We start from the raw sequence: 17,263 nt of genomic DNA on the forward strand, positions 1-17,263 counted from the left end.
GAAGACCTGCATGAGAACGGGAAAATCCCCTGCCGACGCGGCAGGGGATTGGTCTGTCGATGGAACGATTACTTAACTGCGGTAGATGAACCGTCTTTGTGCCATTTGAATACGCCAAACTCGAAGCCTTTCAGATCGCCCTTCTGGTCCCAGCTCAGGTTGCCCATCACGGTCGGTACCGGCTCGCCGCCCTTCAGGTTTTTCGCGATCGCTTCCGGCTCGTCGCTCTTGCTGCGTTCGATGCCCGCTACCAGCGACTGGATTGCCGCATAGGTGGTCCAGACGAACGGACCGGTTGGATCTTTGCGGTTCTGCGCGCTGTTGGTTTTGATCGCTTCGACAATCGCCTTGTTCTCTGGCAGCTGGTCGTAGCGCTTCGGCAGCGTCACGTAGATGCCTTCTGAGGCGTCACCCGCGATGTTAGAGAGCGAAGCGTTACCCACGCCTTCCGGTCCCATAAAGCCCGCTTTCAGACCAGCCGCTTTCGCCTGGCGCAGGATCTGGCCCATTTCCGGGTAGTAGCCGCCGTAGTAAACGAAATCGACGTTCTCTTTCTTCAGACGCGCGATCAGGGTGGAGAAGTCTTTATCACCGGCGGTGATCCCTTCAAACAGCACCACGTTGCCGCCTTTGGCTTTCAGGGTTTTCTGCACGGACTCCGCCAGACCCTGGCCATACTGCTGCTTGTCATGCACCACGGCGATACGTTTCGGCTTGATCTCAGTGAGGATGTAGTTGGCGGCGGTCGGGCCCTGATCGGAGTCCAGACCGGTAGTACGCATAATGGTTTCGTAACCGCGCGCGGTCAGCTCCGGTGCGGTGGCCGCCGGGGTAATCATCAGCACGCCTTCATCGTTATAGATGTCGGAGGCGGGCTGGGTCGAAGAGGAGCAGAGATGGCCGATAACATATTTAATGCCGTCGTTGACCACCTTGTTCGCCACCGCCACCGCCTGTTTCGGGTCGCAGGCGTCATCATATTCCACGCCCACCAGCTTGTTGCCGTTAACCCCGCCTTTGGCGTTGATGTCTTTGATGGCCTGTGCGGCACCGGTAAACTGCATATCGCCATACTGCGCGACCGGGCCGGTTACGGCACCGACGATAGCGATTTTGATGTCAGCAGCCAGGGCGGCGTGGCTCATTGCCAGCGCAACGCAACCCGCCAGTAATGCGCGGCCTTTACTCATTTTCATGCGGACTTCCCCATCTTGTTGTGTCTGTGAGTTGTGGTTTGCAATGGCTACCGGATAAAGCCGAAAAATGATGTTTATGAATGATTTAGCGCACTTTTCCGGTATTTTTTCGTAATAAGGCTTTATTTTTCAGGTTATTAAACAGGAAGTTTCTTCTGTAAATCAACTGACACATTGGGAAATAGCCCGCTGAAACAGCATAATCATCTGGTTGTTATGCAGGCCATTCTGCCCGTTCTCCAGCGCGTTATGCTGGCTTCTGCACCGCTTATTGTTCTTTATCTCCTCTATCCTGGCATCCAGGCCATCTTTTGACCTGTTTTTAACTTAAAAAAGTGACGGCGCTCTGACTGTATAAATTCGCTACACTATGCCCTTTCGACTAGTACAGGTGTTTGTTATGAAACTCACTATTCTGCGCCTGACCACGCTGAGCGCGCAGGACCGCATCGACCTTGGGAAAATCTGGCCCGATGAAGATGTCACCACGCTGGAAAGCCACCTGGGTGAAAACCACCGTCTTTACGCCGCACGCTTCAACGCGCGGCTGCTGGGCGCGCTGAAGTTAGAGATCGTCGGGACGCAGGGAAAGATTTCCCGGCTGGAGGTGCGCGAGGTCACGCGACGGCGCGGTGTCGGTCACTATCTGGTGGAAGAGACGATAGCGCAGAACGGCTCGGTCTCAGACTGGTGGGTGGCGGATGATGGCAGCGCGGATCAGGGCGAGCGCGCCGCGTTTATGCAGGCCTGCGGTTTTCGGGCGCAGGCGGATGGCTGGGTTAAATAGCGGGCAAAAAAAGGGCGACTTCGCGTCGCCCCTTCTCTTTATGCTTCTATCGCCATTCGCAGCTTTTTCATGGCGTTCTTTTCCAGCTGTCGCACACGTTCGGCTGACACGCCGTACTGGTCAGCCAGCTCCTGAAGCGTGATTTTGTTATCTTCGTCCAGCCAGCGGGCGCGAATGATGTGCTGACTACGCTCATCCAGACCTTCCATCGCATAGCTCAGCTTATCCGCCGCGTGCGCATCCCAGTTATCCTCTTCAATGCCGTCAGCAAAGTCTGAGGTTTTATCCTGGAGATAGAGCACCGGTGCCATCGAACGGCCTTCACCGCTTTCGTCGTCGGCTGACATATCGAAGGTCATATCCTGCGCCGCCATACGTGATTCCATTTCACGCACGTCTTTGCTGCTTACGCCCAGTTCACGCGCAACCATCTCGACTTCATCCTGATTGAACCAGCCCAGACGCTGCTTGGTTTTACGCAGGTTAAAGAACAGCTTACGCTGTGCTTTGGTGGTCGCGACTTTCACGATACGCCAGTTACGCAGCACGTATTCGTGGATCTCGGCTTTAATCCAGTGCACGGCGAAGGAAACCAGACGCACGCCCACTTCAGGATTGAAGCGACGCACCGCTTTCATCAGGCCGATATTGCCTTCCTGAACCAGGTCAGCCTGTGGCAAGCCGTAGCCGGAGTAATTACGAGCGATATGAACTACAAAGCGTAGGTGAGACAGGATCAGCGTCTTTGCCGCATCCAGATCGCCCTGGTAATGCAGCCGTTCAGCCAACGCTTTTTCCTCTTCTGCCGACAGCATCGGCCAGGTATTGGCAGCCCGAACATAGGATTCCAGGTTACCCAGAGGAGCAATAGCTAAAGTTTGCATTTCTTTGGTCATTCAAACCCTCACAATGGTTATTAAGTTGCTGCGTCTTCCCTTTGAGCAGACGTTACCTTAAGTCAACGTCCGGGAAAATCCGAAAGCAATCTGTGCTACTTAGATTAGCAAAGTTATCCACAAGTTCAATTGTAGCAGTGAATATTTTACACACAGATGACGACACGGGAAGAGAGGCGGTTCCTCTGCGCGCATCGTCGGCAGCAGAGGAACATTATACCAAAAAAACGTTGCAGGCGGTTACTGAGGCGTAAATCGACGTAAATGTTGCACCGTTGCCAGCCAGGCCGCGACCCAGCCGATAATCGCCGCGATCAGCAGCAGCAGCAGCGCTTCATCCCACGAAAAGCCTTCCAGCGAGAAGGTGGTGCCAAACACGGTCGCGACACTCGCCACCACCGATTGCAGCCGCAGCACCAGTACTTCAGAGAGAATAAGTGACAGCACCGCGCCGCTGAAGCCGAGCAGCGCCCCGCCATAGAGGAAAGGACGCAGGATAAAGCCGTCGGTCGCACCAATCAGTTTCTGCACGTTGATGGTGTCGCGTCGGGCAAAGATGCTGAGCCGCACGCTGTTACCGATCACCAGGAACACCGCCACAATCATCAGCACGCCAATCATCGACGCGATCTGCCCCACCAGCCCGGTGAGCGCCGCCAGCCGGGCAAACCAGCTGTCATCCATGCGGACTTCATCAACGCCCTGCACCTTGGTCACCCGGTCGCGCAGGCTCTGCATGGTGTCCGAGTTCTGGAAGTTGAGCTTCGGAGTAATGATCGCCACCGCCGGCAGCGGGTTCTGCTCCAGCATATCCATCGCGCCGCCAAAGCCCGACCAGTTGCGGAACTCGTTCAGCGCCTCTTCCCGCGTCAGATAGTTGACGTTATCCACGCCCTCCACCTGCTTGAGCTGCGCCACCACGTTTTCCGCCGCCGTGTCATCCAGCGTTTTGGAGAGGTAGACAGTGAGCTGCGGCGCCGGATACCACTGGGTCGCCGCCTGGCTGACGTTTTTCCACACCATGTAGCAGACGCTCGGCAGCGTCAGGGAGATGGCGATCACCATCACCGTCAGCAGCGTCGCCAGCGGCTGACGCCACATATCGGAGAGCGTGCCGCGCAGCGCATAGCGCCACTGCTCCTGCCAGCCGCCCTTCAGCGCTTTACTCTTCGACGGCTGCTTCGCTTTCGGCGCAGCCGGGCGTTTAATGCGTTTATTGACCATCGTGGCCTCCGTGCAGGCGACCCTGATTCAGCGTCATCACCCGATAGTTACGCCGGGCGATCAGGCCGTTATCATGTGTTGCCATCAGTACCGTCACGCCAACGCGGTTAAACTCTTCGAACAGGCGCAGAATGTCTTCCGACAGCGCTTCGTCCAGGTTACCGGTCGGTTCATCCGCCAGCAGCACCGCCGGTTTGTTGACCACGGCGCGGGCGATACCGACGCGCTGCTGTTCACCGCCAGAGAGCTGAATCGGATAACTTTTCGCTTTGTCGAGCAGGCCCACTTTATCCAGCGCCGCCGAGACGCGGCGACGAATATCTTCGCCGCTGGCACCGGAGATAATCAGCGGGATCGCCACGTTGTCGTAGACCGAACGATCCATCAGCAGGTGGTGATCCTGGAAGATCATGCCGATCTGACGACGCAGAAACGGCACCTCGCTGTTACGCAGACGAGAAATGTCATGGCCGCTGAACCAGATTTTTCCGGCGCTCGGGCGCTCAATGCCACAAATCAGCTTCAGCAGGGTACTTTTACCGGCACCGGAGTGGCCGGTCAGGAACGCCATTTCGCCGGGCCGCAGACGGAAATCTACTCCCTGTAGCGCCTGACGTCCGCCGAGATATGCCTTACTGACCTCTTCAAAGCGAATCATCCTAATTAGTCCTCTCGGGCAAACAGTGCCTCAATAAAATCTTCCGCCTTAAACGGCCGTAAATCTTCAATGCCCTCACCGACGCCGATATAGCGAATCGGGATACCGAACTGATCGGCCACCGAGAAGATCACCCCGCCTTTGGCGGTGCCATCCAGTTTGGTGAGCGCGATACCGGTCAGCCCCACGGCTTCATTAAACAGTCTGGCCTGGCTGACCGCATTCTGCCCGGTGCTGGCATCCAGCGTCAGCATCACTTCATGTGGCGCTGAATCATCCAGTTTTTTCATCACACGGGTGATCTTTTTCAGCTCTTCCATCAGGTGCGATTTATTTTGCAGACGACCCGCGGTATCGGCGATCAGCACGTCAACGCCGCGCGATTTAGCGGCCTGAATCGCATCAAAGATCACCGACGCGGAATCCGCCCCGGTATGCTGGGCGATCACCGGGATGTTGTTGCGCTGGCCCCAGACCTGCAACTGCTCAACGGCCGCGGCGCGGAAAGTATCGCCCGCCGCTAACATCACCGATTTGCCTTCCGCCTGATACTGGCGCGCCAGCTTACCGATGGTGGTGGTTTTACCCACGCCGTTAACGCCCACCATCAGGATGACAAACGGCGTTTTGCCTGAAACATCCAGTGGTGAATCCACCCTGGCCAGAATCGAAGCCATCTCCGCTTTCAGCAGACCATAGAGCGCCTCGGCGTCACGCAGCTGTTTGCGGTTGGCCTGCTGGGTCAGATGGGTGATGATGCGGCGCGTGGTATCCACCCCGACATCGGCAATCAGCAGCTGCTCTTCAAGTTCGTCGAACAGGTCATCATCAATCTTTTTGCCGCGGAACAGGCTGATAAAACCGGAACCCAGGTTCTGACGGGTTTTCACCAGGCTGCGCTTCAGGCGGGCAAAGAAGCCCTCTTTGCTCGGGCGCTCCTGCTCCTGGGCGATCAGCGGCGCGGCGGCCAGCGGTAAATCGCTGACGGTATCGGCTAAAGCGGGAGCGTCAGCCTCGGCAGGCTCAACCTCCGCCTCATCCAGCGCCAGCGCGGTCAGCTCGTCGTCGCTTAAGGGCGCTTCCGCGTCAGCATGCGGCGCCTCAGCGATTTCAGCGTCGCCCAGCGCCAGTGCGGCCAGCTCGTCGTCGCTTAAGGGCGCTTCCGCCTCAGCGTGCGGCGCCTCAACGATTTCAGCGTCGCCCAGCGCCAGCGCGGCCAGCTCGTCGTCGCTTAATGGCGCGTCATCCTGTGGCGCGTCGCTGACCGGATTGATCACCGCGTCGGCGTCGATAACCGGTGAGGCGTCATGTTCAGGTGCGGTGGCTTCCAGCAGGGCTTCAGGATCGGCGTCAATCGGCGCAGCTTGATCCAGCGCCTCAGGTGCCGCTTCATGCGGTGCCGCGGCGCTGACTTCCGCCTCGCGCTGCTCTCTGGCCACCGTTTCAGTGATGGCGACATGCTCTTCCGCCTGCGCTTCAGCCTGGCTTAATGCCGGCTCAGACTGCGCCTGCGCGGGTTCAGCGGCCTGTTGCGCCTGCTCCTCCGCTGAAGGTTGTTTCTCTTCCTCTTTGCCAAATCCCAGCCAGGAAAAAAAGCCACGTTTTTTCTCTTTTGCCATTGTGTGACTACACTCCTCGATGGCTTTGTCCCGGTCGCGCGTCGTTTCCAGGGGTAAATCAATGAAAGTTGGTTCCACGCCAGATCGGCGTAAAACCGCAGAATAATGCATGACTTCAGCAACTCAGTAGTCTAACACTTTCCAGCCAGCTCACCACAGCACCCTTTTTTAACGTTTCTTCTCACCGATTCGCCCGTTAAACTACGCAACAAATTATGACGAGTTGTGAGCAAAATGAATAAAAACCCCCGCAGCAGAGGCGGTGCCGGGCAGATCCGCATCATTGGCGGACAGTGGCGCGGTCGTAAATTGCCGGTGCCAGAGAGCGCCGGACTGCGCCCCACCACCGACCGGGTGCGTGAGACGCTGTTTAACTGGCTGGCCCCGGTACTGACGGACGCCCGCTGCCTCGACTGCTTTGCTGGCAGCGGCGCGCTGGGACTGGAAGCGCTGTCGCGTTATGCCGCCTCGGCGACGCTGCTGGAGCTGGAGCGTCCGGTGGCGCAGCAGCTGACAAAGAATCTTCAGACGCTGCACGCCAGCAACGGCAGCGTGGTTCAGACCAATGCCCTGACCTGGCTGGCCCAGCCGGGTGAACCGTTCAACGTGGTGTTTATCGACCCGCCGTTTCGTCAGGGGCTGCTGCAACAGACATTACAGCTGCTGGAGCAGAATCAGTGGCTGGCTGACGACGCGCTGATCTACGTCGAAAGCGAAGTGGAGAATGGCGCGCCGCCGGTGCCGCCAAACTGGGATCTTTATCGCGAGAAAATTGCCGGACAAGTGGCTTATCGTTTGTATCAACGTCAACAGGAGACGCAGGATGTTACTTAATTTGGGGCGTCTGTTGATGCTATGCGTGTGGGGATTTCTGCTGGTCAACGTGGTGCATCCCTATCCGAAACCGCTGACCTACTTTATCAACGTCGCGCTGTTTTTCATGATCATGATGCATGGGCTGCAACTGGTGTTACTGCGCGCGACGCAGACCAAAGATGCGCCGCCGATTGATCGCCTTACCCAGGCCAAAGTGTTCCTGTTCGGGGTGTTTGAACTGGTCGCCTGGCAGAAAAAGCACTTCCCTCGCAAAAAATAGCGCTGAGCGGGCGTCCTGCCCGCCGCTTAAGATCGGGGCGTGAAGCTGATAAAGCGCGTGCCCTGCATCTTCAGCTCCCCGGTCGCCCCTTTATCCAGCCCGTCATACTGCTGCTGTTTAAGCTGCACTTTAATATCGCCTGCGCCATTGAGCGGCTGAAACAGCGCCTCATAACGCATCTCTTCCCCGGCGATCACCTCGCGCTGCCGTGAGCGGCGATTGGGTGACGGAAACTCACGTTTGGTTTTCACCTCGGCCAGCAGCACGCGCGGTGGCGAGGCGTCATTCACCGCCCCTTCACGCCGTTGCTTAATAAACTGACGGGTCGCCAGCACGGCAATAATGGCAATCACAATACAAAAGAAGAGTGGCGGTTTACTCATGGCTCTCTCATCTCCGGGCAGCGGGGAGGTTATTCATCAGGCGGCAAAGCATACAACCAGAGTTGCCTGATTGTCACATCGTCGGGACGTAACCTAAACTGGAGGGGATACTTTGGGATCTTTCACCGTTTTGGCTCAAAAAGGGAGAAACAATGCTCTGGTCTTTCCTCGCTGTACTTTTCTCCGGCTGGCTCTATGTCGACGCCACCTACCGTGGTCCGCAATGGCAACGCTGGCTGTTTAAGCCGGTCACGCTGCTGCTGCTGGTTGGGCTGGCCTGGCAGGCGCCGGTGCTGCATACCACGGACTACCTGATTCTGGCCGGACTGCTCGCCACGCTGACGGGGGATGCGTTAACGCTGCTGCCGCGTCAGCAGATGCTCTACGCCATCGGAGCCTTTTTCCTGTCGCACCTGCTCTACACCCTCTGTTTTGCCGCCAGCATGACCATGACCTTTTTCTGGCCGATTCCGCTGACGCTGTTAATCATCGGCGCGGTGCTGATTGGCGTAATCTGGAACCGACTGGAAGATCTGCGCTGGCCAATCTGCACCTTTATCGGCATGACGCTGGTGATGACCTGGATCGCCACCGAGCAATATTTCTTCCGTCCAACCGATTACAGCTTCTCTATCATGGTGGGTGCCGGTCTGCTGCTGCTGGCGAATATCATCTGGTTTGTGACCCATTATCGCCGCCGCTTTACCGCGGATAGCGCACTGGTCGCCGCCTGTTACTTTGCCGGTCACTTTATGATTGTCCGTTCGCTGTGGGTAGTCTGAAAAAATAGCCTTGACTCTGGAGTTCACTCCAGAGTGTAGGATAGGGGGATGGGCAGCGTTGCTCATCCCTTTTTTTCGGAGGTCATATGCATCACCCTCACGCCTGTGGCTGTGGTAAATCCCAGGCCCGCCACACCCCGGTTAAACCGCAGTGTCAGCTCTCCCAGCCTCGTCCCCATACGCTCTCGATCCACGCCGCGACACCCGTGACCCCGGAGAGCGCCGGCTGCTGCTGTGACAATAACAGCAGTCCCGGCAGCGACCCGGATGAGGAAGGCGAGCGGCGACCCGGCGGCAGCTATCCCTTTAGCTGGCAGGTCAGCGGTATGGATTGCCCCAGCTGCGCCCGCACCATTGAAACCGCCGTGCGGCAGATTAGCGGCGTGACCGACGCCCGCGTGCTGTTCAGCAGTGAAAAACTGGTGGTCAACGCCGACAGCGACGTGCAGAGCGCGGTGGAACAGGCGGTGAAAAAAGCGGGCTTCCAGCTCGCCGCGCCGCAGAAGAGTGCGGCCGACAGCGACAGCCAGCCCTCACGCTGGCAGCAAAACCGCATGCTGATCACACTGGCGCTGCTGGTACTGGCCAGCAGCCTTCTCAGCCACTTCGCGCCAGCATGGGGCGACCGGCTGTTTATTCTGACCACGCTGTTTGGCCTGGCACCGATAGCGCGCAGCGCCTGGCAGCGTCTGCGCAGCGGATCGCCGTTTACCATTGAAACTCTGATGACGCTGGCGGCGGCGGGCGCGCTGATTATTGGCGCGCACGCCGAGGCGGCGATGGTGCTGGTGCTGTTTCAGCTGGGTGAACAGCTGGAGGGCTACGCCGCTGCCAGAGCACGCAGCGGCGTCACCCGCCTGATGGCGTTACGGCCCGAATCGGCGACGCGCCTGCAACAGGGCCAGCGCAGCGAGGTGCCGCTGGCGGCGCTGCAACCGGGCGACGTGATTGAAGTGGCGGCGGGCAGCCGTCTGCCGGTGGATGGCCGCTTAATCAGTCCGCTCGCCAGTTTTGATGAGAGCGCGCTGACCGGTGAATCGCTGCCGGTGACGCGCGCCAGCGGCGAAACCCTCCTCGCCGGTGCCACCAGCGTGGACCGGCTGGTGATGCTGGAAGTGGTGTCGAAGCCGGGCGAAAGCGCCATCGACCGCATCCTGCAACTGATTGAGGAGGCGGAAACCCATCGCGCCCCGGTGGAGCGTTTTATCGACCACTTCAGCCGCATCTATACGCCGCTGGTGATGCTGCTGGCCCTGCTGGTGATGGTGGTTCCGCCGCTGCTCGGCATGGGTGAGTGGCAGCCCTGGATCTACAAAGGGCTGACCCTGCTGCTGATTGGCTGTCCCTGCGCTCTGGTGATCTCGACGCCAGCGGCGATCACCTCCGGGCTGGCGGCGGCGGCACGCCAGGGCGCGCTGATCAAAGGCGGCGCGGCGCTGGAGCGGCTCAGTTCGCTGCGCAGAATGGCGTTTGATAAAACCGGCACCCTGACCATTGGCAAGCCGCAGCTGACGCAGATCCTCGCTTTTGGCAGCGCCAGCGAGTCAGAGATGCTGGCGCTGAGCGCCGCAGTAGAACAGGGGGCCACCCACCCGCTGGCCAGCGCCATCGTGGCGGCTGCGCAGGCGCGCAATCTCACTCTTCCCATCGCCCAGGATCAGCAGGTGCAGGCGGGACGCGGTATCCGCGCCGAGGTAGCTGGTCAACAGATCCAGCTGCTGACGCCCGGCCACACCCCCGGCCTGACGCCGCAGCAAAGCGCGCAGATTGCGCAGCGGGAAGCGGAAGGGGAAACCCTGGTGGTGCTGCTGCGCGATGGCGAAGCGCTGGGTGCGCTGGCGCTGCGCGACCAGCTGCGTGACGATGCGGTGGCTGCGTTGCAGGCGCTGAAAAAGCTGGGCATTGAGAGTCTGATGCTGACCGGCGATAACCCGCGCGCGGCGGCGGCGATTGCCGGTCAGCTCGACATAGATTATCGCGCCAGCCTGCTGCCCGCCGACAAAGTCGCGGCGATCCGCGAGCTGAGTCAGCAGCAGCCGCTGGCGATGGTCGGTGATGGCATTAACGATGCGCCGGCGATGAAAGCCGCGACGCTGGGCATTGCGATGGGCAGCGGCACCGATGTGGCGCTGGAGGCGGCCGATGCCGCTCTGACGCGCAACCAGCTCAGCAATCTGGCCCCGATGATTGCGCTGGCACGCCGTACCCGCCGCATTATCCGCCAGAACATCACCATTGCGCTGGGGCTGAAGGCGATCTTCCTTGTCACAACCCTGCTGGGGCTGACCGGACTCTGGCTGGCGGTGCTGGCGGATTCCGGGGCGACCGCGCTGGTGACAGCCAACGCCCTGCGCTTACTGCGTCGCCGCGGCCACTGACCCGCCTGGCCGGGCGTTAACGGCGACCTGCGCGGTCGTCGTTAACCGGCGATGCCTTTGCGGATCAGAAACTGGTAGGGCAGATGGTCAGTCTGCTGCGCCAGCAGCTGGTGCTCCATAAAGCGACAAAAGCCGGGAATATCGCGGGTTGTGGCGGGATCATCGGCGATGATCAGCAATGTCTCACCCTCTTGCAGGCTGCGGACGGTTTTGCGCACCATCATTACCGGCTCCGGGCAGCGCAGGCCACAGGCATCCAGCTGATGGTCGGCAGAGGAAAAAAGATCGCTCATAATGGACTCGCTTCAGGTCAGGGGCGCTCATTCTAGCGCGTGCTGGCGGTGACGCAAGGCGATAACGATTGCGCTAAAATTAACCATTGCATAAAAAGCACAACGCGGTAAGATGCCGCCGCTTTTTGCTCATGAAACTGCCAGGCGCCGCCCGAACGGCGTCCCGCAATGGGTTCCCTCACCCCAACATTAAAAAGGTTGATTATGCTCGCATTCTCTTCGCGTCAGCGCATGCATGCGCTCTTCTGGTTATCGCTGTTTCACCTGCTGGTGATCACCTCCAGTAACTATCTGGTTCAGCTGCCGATTTCGGTCTTTGGCTTCCAGACCACCTGGGGTGCGTTCAGCTTCCCGTTTATCTTCCTCGCCACCGATCTGACCGTGCGTATTTTTGGCGCACCGCTGGCCCGCCGCATTATTCTGGCGGTGATGATCCCGGCGCTGTTTATCTCCTACGGGGTGTCCGCGCTGTTTTATCAGGGCGAGTGGCAGGGCTGGCAGGCGCTGCAAGTGATGAACCTGTTTGTCGCCCGTATCGCCTGCGCCAGTTTTATGGCTTACGCGCTGGGCCAGATCCTCGACGTGCATGTGTTTAACCGTCTGCGTCGTCTGCCGCAGTGGTGGGTGGCACCCGGCTGCGCCATGTTCCTCGGCAATATCAGCGATACGCTGGCCTTTTTCTTTATCGCCTTCTACAAAAGTCCCGATCCGTTTATGGCCCAGCACTGGGTGGAGATCGCCCTGGTGGATTACAGCTTCAAGGTGCTGATCTGCATGATCTTCTTCCTGCCAGCCTATGGCGTGCTGCTCAACGCCGCGCTGAAGCGTCTGGCGGAGCGCCAGCGCGCCAGCGTGGCAAATTTCGGCTAACCGGACATACAGTTTTTCGCCATTACCCGCTAAGATCTGCTGACAATCATCAGGTTGCGTTTGCAACCTGATTCCTGTTCTATTACTGGCTGACTGGAAACTTAAAAGGGATTCTGATGCGCAACCTGGTGAAATATGTAGGTATGGGGATTCTGGTGCTGGGCTTAGCCGCCTGTGACCAGAAGAAAGATGAAGCTGCAAATGACAACGGCGTCAGCGCCAGTCAGTCGGCGCAGACCGTCACCCTGATGGATGGCAAACTGAGCTTCTCACTGCCCGCGGGCATGTCAGACAAGAGCGGTAAACTGGGTTCGCAGAGCACCAATATGCACGTTTACGCCGATGAAACCGGCGCACGCGCGATTATTGTGATTGCCGGTGAGCCGACCAATGAAGGGCTGGATGTGCTGTCGCAGCGTATGGAGCAGCAGCAGCGCAACCGCGATCCGCAGTTGCAGGTGGTTTCTAACAAATCGGTGACGCTGAAAGATCAGCCGGCACAGCAGCTGGACACGGTGATTTCCGCCAACAACCAGACCTCATGGTCGTCAGTGATTCTGGCGAAGGTGGACGGCAAACTGGTGACATTGCAGATTACGCTGCCCGGCGATAATCAGCAGCAGGCGCAAAGCGATGCGGATAGCATTGTGAAAAGCATCACCCTGAAATAAGCCTTCATGCTGGCTTCCCCCACTCGGCGGTGAAGCCAGCGTACTCTCTGTGACAAGCCTGCGTTATAAACCGGCCGTCTCGCGAATATATTTCCGCGCTTTCACCGCATATTCGAACGGATTGGCCAGCGCCGGGTCCTGCTCCGCTTCCACCACCATCCAGCCCTGATAGCCATACTCGTCGAGCAGTTTAAACACCGGATTGAAATCGATGACGCCATCGCCTGGCACGGTGAAGGTGCCCTTTTTCACCCCTTCCAGGAACGAGAGGTGATTCTCACGCACTTCGGCCACCACCTCATCCCGCACATCCTTGAGATGCACATGGAAGATACGCGGCAGATACTTCTCCAGCACCGCCAGCATCTTCTGCTGGGAGCCTTCAGAGTAGTAGACGTGGCCGGTATCATAGAGCAACCCAACCTGCGGGTCGGTCAGCGCCATAAACCGGTCAATCTCTTCCGTGGTCTGAATGCCGGTGCCCATATGGTGATGCAGCGTTACGCGCATCCCCTTCTCCGCCGCGATACGCGCCAGCTCGTTATAGCCCTCTGCCGTTAAGCGCCACTCTTCATCGCTGAAGATCGGCTTCTGCTCAAACACCGCCAGCGTGGTGCCCTGAATACTTTTGCTCTGTTCTGAACAGCCAATCACCCGCGCGCCCATCGCGTGCAGGAAGTTCATATGTTCGGTGAACTGGCGGAGAGTCTGCTCCCGGTCGCCGTTGGCAAAAAAGGTGCTGAACCAGGCGTTACAGATCTCAATGCCGCGAATCTCGAGCATCGGTTTCAGAATCGCCGGATCGCGCGGGTATTTACTGCCCACTTCGCTGCCGGTAAAGCCCGCCAGCGCCATCTCACTGACGGTCTGCTGAAAGGTGTTTTCACTGCCGAGATCCGGCATGTCGTCGTTGGTCCAGCCGATGGGGGCAATCGCCAGTTTTACTTTCTCTTTGTTCATTATCTTCTTCCCAGGCAGAGCGCGGCGCGGCCGCGTGGAGAGGCGGACTCAGCGATAGAACGCGGGACGTGGCGGCATGGTGATCGGCTCAATCGCCCCGCTGTTTTGCGCTTTGATACAGGCATCGGCGGCGACCGAGGCGGCGAAGCCATCCCAGGCGGAAGGTCCGGTCAGCTCACCCACCTTGATGTCGTTGATAAACGCCTGCAACTCCACGTCATACGCCTCGATAAAGCGATCTTTCCAGTCCACCAGGATGGTGTTCGACAGCCGGGCCTCTTTGCGCAACTGCACCGAGGAAGGCTCTGGCAGGCGGGCAATCCCCTCTTCACCTACCACTTCACACTGAATGTCGTAGCCGTAGGCGCAGTTAACGAAGATCTCAACGTCGATGCGCACCCCTTTCTCGGTTTCGAACAGCACGATCTGCGGATCTTTCAGCTGAGCGTGTGACTTCGAGGTGACGCGCGGGAAGATCACCTGCACGCTCTTATAGTCATCGCTGGTCAGCCAGCGCAGCACATCCAGCTCATGGATCAGGGTGTTGGTGATCGCCATTGGCGTGGTGTAGTTCTCCGGCACGGTCGGGTTGCGGTGCGCACAGTGCAGCATCAGCGGCTCGCCGATGTCACCGTCGGTGATCACTTTTTTCAGCGCGCGATAGCCCGCGTCATAAGGCCGCATAAAGCCGACCTGCACCAGACGTTTACCCGCCTGGATCTCCGCGTCCACCACCCGGCGGCATCCCTCGGCGCTCATCGCCAGCGGCTTCTCACAGAACACCGGTTTACCGGCGGCGATCGCCGCCAGGGTGAACTCTTCATGCGTCGGGTCCCATGAGGTGACCAGTACGGCATCCACATGGGGTGACTGAATCACATCATGGCCATTCTCAAACACCTCGGCCTCAATATTGAGACGTTGCAGCGCCGCTCGCGCCCCTTCAACGTTGATGTCAGAGACCGCCACCACCTGCGCGCCCTGTAACACATGGCTACAGCGACGGATATGTTCCTGACCAATTGCACCTGTACCGATGACGCCAAGTTTCAAAGTCATAATTACACCTGTGTAGGGTTCGTTCGGAGAAGAGGAAAAGAGGCCGCAGCGCGGCCCGAAAATTAATATTTCCGCGCCTGATCCAGATGGCTGTTGAGCTTGTCCGCCACCGCCTGGGCCCGCTCGGTTTTCGACGCCTGCGCCACGCCAACGTGCCACCAGCTGAAATATTTGTGGATCATGGTTTTCGGCAGCACTTTGATGTCGATAAGGGTGGAAACGGTCTGGGTGCGGGCATCTGCCAGCGCCGCGCTGAGCTGTTCCAGCGTGGTGACCCGATAGGTTTTGCAGCCATAACCGGCGGCGATCGCGGCGAAGTCGATCGGGATAAAGCCGCCATCCAGTTTGCCGCTTTCAGGATTACGGAAGCGGAATTCGGTGCTGAAGCTGTCCATGCCGTGTTCCATTTGCAGGTTATTGATGCAGCCGTTGGTCATGTTATCCAGCAGCACCACGTTGATTTTCGCCCCTTCCTGAATCGACGTGACCAGCTCAGAGTGCAGCATCATAAAAGAGCCATCGCCGACCAGCGCATAGACCTCACGCTGCGGCTGCGCCAGCTTCGCCCCCAGCGCGGCGTTCACTTCATAGCCCATGCAGGAGTAGCCATACTCAACGTGGTAGGCGTTATAATCTCTGGTGCGCCAGACCCGTTGCAGATCGCCCGGCAGGCTGCCCGCGGCTGCCACAATCACTGCGTCTTTCGGCAACTGCGCGTTTAAGGTGCCGAGCACGCTGCTCTGCGTCAGCAGCGACTGCGTCAGCCGGTTAAACTCAGCAAACACCGCGTCGCGGTCGAGATGGTCTGCGATCTCCGGCACAAAGCCGTCGTCGTGCCAGGCCACCTGATAAACGCGCTGCGTCTCCTGCAACAGCTGGCTCCGCGCCCCGGCAATCTGGTCGCCCCAGTCGTTGCTGTAGTGCTGGGAGGCCAGCGCGGCGGTAAGCGAGGTGAGCGCTTCGCGCGCATCGGCCAGCAGCTGCATGCCATCCAGCTTGTAGCTGTCGAAGTTGCTGACGTTGATGTTCAGAAAGCTGACGTCGGGATGCTGGAAAATCCATTTTGAGGCGGTGGTGAAATCGGTGTAGCGGGTGCCGACGCCAATAACTAAATCAGCCTCTTTCGCCAGCAGGTTGGCCGCCAGTGAGCCGGTTTCGCCTATGCCGCCGAGATTCAGCGGATGGTCCGAGATCAGCGTGCCTTTGCCCGCCTGGGTCTCGGCAAACGGGATCTGATAGCGTTCAGCAAACTGGCGCAGCGCTTCGCCCGCTTCGGAATATTTCACCCCGCCGCCGCAGATAATCAACGGCTTGCGTTTGCGGTTGATCAGCGTCAGGGCGTCCGCCAGCTGCGCCGCCACCGGCAGACGGCGATCCAGCCGGTGCACCCGCTTCTGGAAGAAGTAGTCGGGATAGCCCCAGGCTTCGCCCTGCACATCCTGCGGCAGCGACAGCGTCACCGCGCCGGTTTCTGCCGGATCGGTCAGGACGCGCATGGCGTTGATACAGGCGGACATCAGCTGTTCCGGGCGGCTGACCCGATCCCAGTATTTGCTGACGGCGCGGAAGGCATCGTTGGTGCTGATGCTGAGATCGTAGCTCTGCTCAATTTGTTGCAGCACCGGATCGGGCTGGCGGCTCGCGAAGACGTCACCCGGCAGCAGCAGCAGCGGAATGCGGTTCGCCGTGGCGGTGGCGGCGGCGGTGATCATGTTGGCGGCTCCCGGTCCCACCGATGAGCTACAGGCGATAATCTGACGACGCAGCGACTGCCTGGCGAAGCCGGTCGCCACATGCGCCATGCCCTGCTCATTACGCCCCTGCCAGACCACCAGATCGCCGCTCTCCTGTTCCAGCGCCTGGCCCAGCCCCAGCACGTTGCCGTGGCCGAAAATCGCGAAGATGCCTTTGACGAACTTTGTTTCCACGCCGTCGACATCGAGATATTGATTATCCAGGAATTTAACCAGCGCCTGTGCCGTGGTCAGTCTGATTGTGCCCATTATGCTCATCCTTTACCTGCTGGTGGACCCCGGCTTCCGCAACCCCGCGCCAGGCGGGGTCTGAAAGCGGAAAGGCGACCGGAATAACTGAAACGTGGGGCGATTATAAACAAATATATTTTTCATAAAATACGATTACAGAAGAAACATTTCATTTTGCGAGTGAGATCAAATTTAATCCACGCTGCGGCTCTGGCGGATCATTCAGGCGGGGAAATCTGGAACGTTTAACGGCGCGAGGTCAGTTATGAAAAATTTCATTTCACCCTGGCAGCCTGCCCGATTGCCGTGCTGATTCCTGCGATCATCTTCACAACCCTGACAGGCCGCCCTCTGTGACCACCGATTCAGCGCACGCTGACCGCCATCAGGAGTTTTACCTGGTTCA

Annotated in this window: 17 protein-coding genes; 7 read left to right on the forward strand and 10 right to left on the reverse strand. The window is 58.8% G+C overall.

All coding sequences use genetic code 11. From position 1 onward, the window contains the following. Positions 1-68 precede the first annotated feature (68 nt). Positions 69-1,196 (reverse strand): branched-chain amino acid ABC transporter substrate-binding protein, encoded by a 1,128-nt coding sequence (locus ACCW71_RS09285; RefSeq protein ID WP_436370901.1) that lies wholly within the window; start codon positions 1,194-1,196, stop codon positions 69-71. A gap of 400 nt (positions 1,197-1,596) precedes the next feature. Between ACCW71_RS09285 and panM the strand changes: the two genes are divergently transcribed. Beyond that, positions 1,597-1,983 carry an aspartate 1-decarboxylase autocleavage activator PanM gene (gene panM, locus ACCW71_RS09290; RefSeq protein WP_436370902.1) on the forward strand — a complete coding sequence of 129 codons (387 nt, stop codon included), beginning with the start codon at positions 1,597-1,599 and terminating at the stop codon, positions 1,981-1,983. Positions 1,984-2,021: 38 nt separating this feature from the next. Here the strand turns inward: panM and rpoH are convergent, their stop codons facing one another. The 4 genes from rpoH to ftsY form a co-directional block, all read right to left on the reverse strand. Continuing rightward, complete coding sequence (rpoH, locus tag ACCW71_RS09295) at positions 2,022-2,879, reverse strand: RNA polymerase sigma factor RpoH (RefSeq protein ID WP_436370903.1); 858 nt, start codon at positions 2,877-2,879, stop codon at positions 2,022-2,024. A gap of 240 nt (positions 2,880-3,119) precedes the next feature. Further along, on the reverse strand, positions 3,120-4,103 hold the full coding sequence (gene ftsX / locus ACCW71_RS09300; protein ID WP_436370904.1) for a permease-like cell division protein FtsX: 984 nt from the start codon (positions 4,101-4,103) through the stop codon (positions 3,120-3,122). Then, on the reverse strand, positions 4,093-4,761 hold the full coding sequence (ftsE, locus tag ACCW71_RS09305; RefSeq protein ID WP_436370905.1) for a cell division ATP-binding protein FtsE: 669 nt from the start codon (positions 4,759-4,761) through the stop codon (positions 4,093-4,095). The genes ftsX and ftsE overlap by 11 nt, the downstream gene beginning before the upstream one ends. Before the next feature lie 5 nt (positions 4,762-4,766). Further along, positions 4,767-6,380 carry a signal recognition particle-docking protein FtsY gene (ftsY, locus tag ACCW71_RS09310; protein ID WP_436370906.1) on the reverse strand — a complete coding sequence of 538 codons (1,614 nt, stop codon included), beginning with the start codon at positions 6,378-6,380 and terminating at the stop codon, positions 4,767-4,769. A gap of 234 nt (positions 6,381-6,614) precedes the next feature. Between ftsY and rsmD the strand changes: the two genes are divergently transcribed. Further along, positions 6,615-7,214 carry a 16S rRNA (guanine(966)-N(2))-methyltransferase gene (rsmD, locus tag ACCW71_RS09315; RefSeq protein ID WP_436370907.1) on the forward strand — a complete coding sequence of 200 codons (600 nt, stop codon included), beginning with the start codon at positions 6,615-6,617 and terminating at the stop codon, positions 7,212-7,214. Next, complete coding sequence (locus tag ACCW71_RS09320) at positions 7,204-7,476, forward strand: DUF1145 family protein (RefSeq protein WP_436370908.1); 273 nt, start codon at positions 7,204-7,206, stop codon at positions 7,474-7,476. Before rsmD ends, ACCW71_RS09320 begins: the two co-directional genes overlap by 11 nt. Before the next feature lie 26 nt (positions 7,477-7,502). On the opposite strand, the gene ACCW71_RS09325 is transcribed toward ACCW71_RS09320, so the two are convergent. Further along, positions 7,503-7,859: a DUF2500 domain-containing protein gene (locus ACCW71_RS09325; protein WP_436370909.1), complete on the reverse strand. Its 357-nt coding sequence runs from the start codon at positions 7,857-7,859 to the stop codon at positions 7,503-7,505. Positions 7,860-8,011: 152 nt separating this feature from the next. Here ACCW71_RS09325 and ACCW71_RS09330 point away from each other — a divergent pair, with 152 nt between their 5' ends. Continuing rightward, a complete protein-coding gene (locus ACCW71_RS09330) occupies positions 8,012-8,641 on the forward strand; it encodes a lysoplasmalogenase (protein ID WP_436370910.1) in 630 nt (209 codons plus the stop codon). Positions 8,642-8,727: 86 nt separating this feature from the next. Then, complete coding sequence (locus ACCW71_RS09335; protein ID WP_436370911.1) at positions 8,728-11,019, forward strand: zinc/cadmium/mercury/lead-transporting ATPase; 2,292 nt, start codon at positions 8,728-8,730, stop codon at positions 11,017-11,019. Between the two features lie 41 nt (positions 11,020-11,060). Here the strand turns inward: ACCW71_RS09335 and tusA are convergent, their stop codons facing one another. Next, entirely contained in the window at positions 11,061-11,312 is a 252-nt protein-coding gene (gene tusA / locus ACCW71_RS09340) for a sulfurtransferase TusA (RefSeq protein ID WP_436370912.1), read from the reverse strand. Between the two features lie 204 nt (positions 11,313-11,516). Here tusA and ACCW71_RS09345 point away from each other — a divergent pair, with 204 nt between their 5' ends. Together ACCW71_RS09345 and ACCW71_RS09350 are read left to right on the forward strand one after the other, a co-directional pair. Next, positions 11,517-12,182 carry a 7-cyano-7-deazaguanine/7-aminomethyl-7-deazaguanine transporter gene (locus tag ACCW71_RS09345; protein WP_436370913.1) on the forward strand — a complete coding sequence of 222 codons (666 nt, stop codon included), beginning with the start codon at positions 11,517-11,519 and terminating at the stop codon, positions 12,180-12,182. 116 nt (positions 12,183-12,298) lie between these two features. Beyond that, on the forward strand, positions 12,299-12,853 hold the full coding sequence (locus tag ACCW71_RS09350; protein ID WP_436370914.1) for a DcrB family lipoprotein: 555 nt from the start codon (positions 12,299-12,301) through the stop codon (positions 12,851-12,853). Positions 12,854-12,916: 63 nt separating this feature from the next. Here ACCW71_RS09350 and iolE read toward each other — a convergent pair whose 3' ends face one another. From iolE to iolD, 3 genes are all read right to left on the reverse strand, one after another. Then, the gene (gene iolE, locus ACCW71_RS09355) at positions 12,917-13,813 is read right to left on the reverse strand and encodes a myo-inosose-2 dehydratase (RefSeq protein ID WP_436370915.1); all 897 of its coding nucleotides are present in this window, start codon (positions 13,811-13,813) and stop codon (positions 12,917-12,919) included. A gap of 48 nt (positions 13,814-13,861) precedes the next feature. Continuing rightward, positions 13,862-14,872, reverse strand: a complete 1,011-nt coding sequence (locus ACCW71_RS09360; RefSeq protein WP_436370916.1) for a Gfo/Idh/MocA family oxidoreductase — start codon at positions 14,870-14,872, stop codon at positions 13,862-13,864. A gap of 62 nt (positions 14,873-14,934) precedes the next feature. After that, entirely contained in the window at positions 14,935-16,875 is a 1,941-nt protein-coding gene (gene iolD / locus ACCW71_RS09365) for a 3D-(3,5/4)-trihydroxycyclohexane-1,2-dione acylhydrolase (decyclizing) (RefSeq protein WP_436370917.1), read from the reverse strand. Positions 16,876-17,263: the final 388 nt, after the last annotated feature.

The sequence above is a fragment of the Pantoea sp. C2G6 genome (genome assembly GCF_051336815.1).
In the GTDB taxonomy this organism is placed as follows: Bacteria; Pseudomonadota; Gammaproteobacteria; order Enterobacterales; family Enterobacteriaceae; genus Pantoea.

Bases quoted from the DNA above. Each gene is read 5' to 3' on its own strand.
- tusA (WP_436370912.1), bottom strand. From the start codon at position 11,312: ATGAGCGATCTTTTTTCCTCTGCCGACCATCAGCTGGATGCCTGTGGC.
- ftsY (WP_436370906.1), bottom strand. From the start codon at position 6,380: ATGGCAAAAGAGAAAAAACGTGGCTTTTTTTCCTGGCTGGGATTTGGC.
- ACCW71_RS09325 (WP_436370909.1), bottom strand. From the start codon at position 7,859: ATGAGTAAACCGCCACTCTTCTTTTGTATTGTGATTGCCATTATTGCC.
- ACCW71_RS09360 (WP_436370916.1), bottom strand. From the start codon at position 14,872: ATGACTTTGAAACTTGGCGTCATCGGTACAGGTGCAATTGGTCAGGAA.
- ACCW71_RS09330 (WP_436370910.1), top strand. From the start codon at position 8,012: ATGCTCTGGTCTTTCCTCGCTGTACTTTTCTCCGGCTGGCTCTATGTC.
- ACCW71_RS09350 (WP_436370914.1), top strand. From the start codon at position 12,299: ATGCGCAACCTGGTGAAATATGTAGGTATGGGGATTCTGGTGCTGGGC.
- ACCW71_RS09285 (WP_436370901.1), bottom strand. From the start codon at position 1,196: ATGAAAATGAGTAAAGGCCGCGCATTACTGGCGGGTTGCGTTGCGCTG.
- ACCW71_RS09335 (WP_436370911.1), top strand. From the start codon at position 8,728: ATGCATCACCCTCACGCCTGTGGCTGTGGTAAATCCCAGGCCCGCCAC.
- ACCW71_RS09320 (WP_436370908.1), top strand. From the start codon at position 7,204: ATGTTACTTAATTTGGGGCGTCTGTTGATGCTATGCGTGTGGGGATTT.
- iolE (WP_436370915.1), bottom strand. From the start codon at position 13,813: ATGAACAAAGAGAAAGTAAAACTGGCGATTGCCCCCATCGGCTGGACC.
- iolD (WP_436370917.1), bottom strand. From the start codon at position 16,875: ATGGGCACAATCAGACTGACCACGGCACAGGCGCTGGTTAAATTCCTG.
- ACCW71_RS09345 (WP_436370913.1), top strand. From the start codon at position 11,517: ATGCTCGCATTCTCTTCGCGTCAGCGCATGCATGCGCTCTTCTGGTTA.
- panM (WP_436370902.1), top strand. From the start codon at position 1,597: ATGAAACTCACTATTCTGCGCCTGACCACGCTGAGCGCGCAGGACCGC.
- ftsX (WP_436370904.1), bottom strand. From the start codon at position 4,103: ATGGTCAATAAACGCATTAAACGCCCGGCTGCGCCGAAAGCGAAGCAG.
- rsmD (WP_436370907.1), top strand. From the start codon at position 6,615: ATGAATAAAAACCCCCGCAGCAGAGGCGGTGCCGGGCAGATCCGCATC.
- rpoH (WP_436370903.1), bottom strand. From the start codon at position 2,879: ATGACCAAAGAAATGCAAACTTTAGCTATTGCTCCTCTGGGTAACCTG.
- ftsE (WP_436370905.1), bottom strand. From the start codon at position 4,761: ATGATTCGCTTTGAAGAGGTCAGTAAGGCATATCTCGGCGGACGTCAG.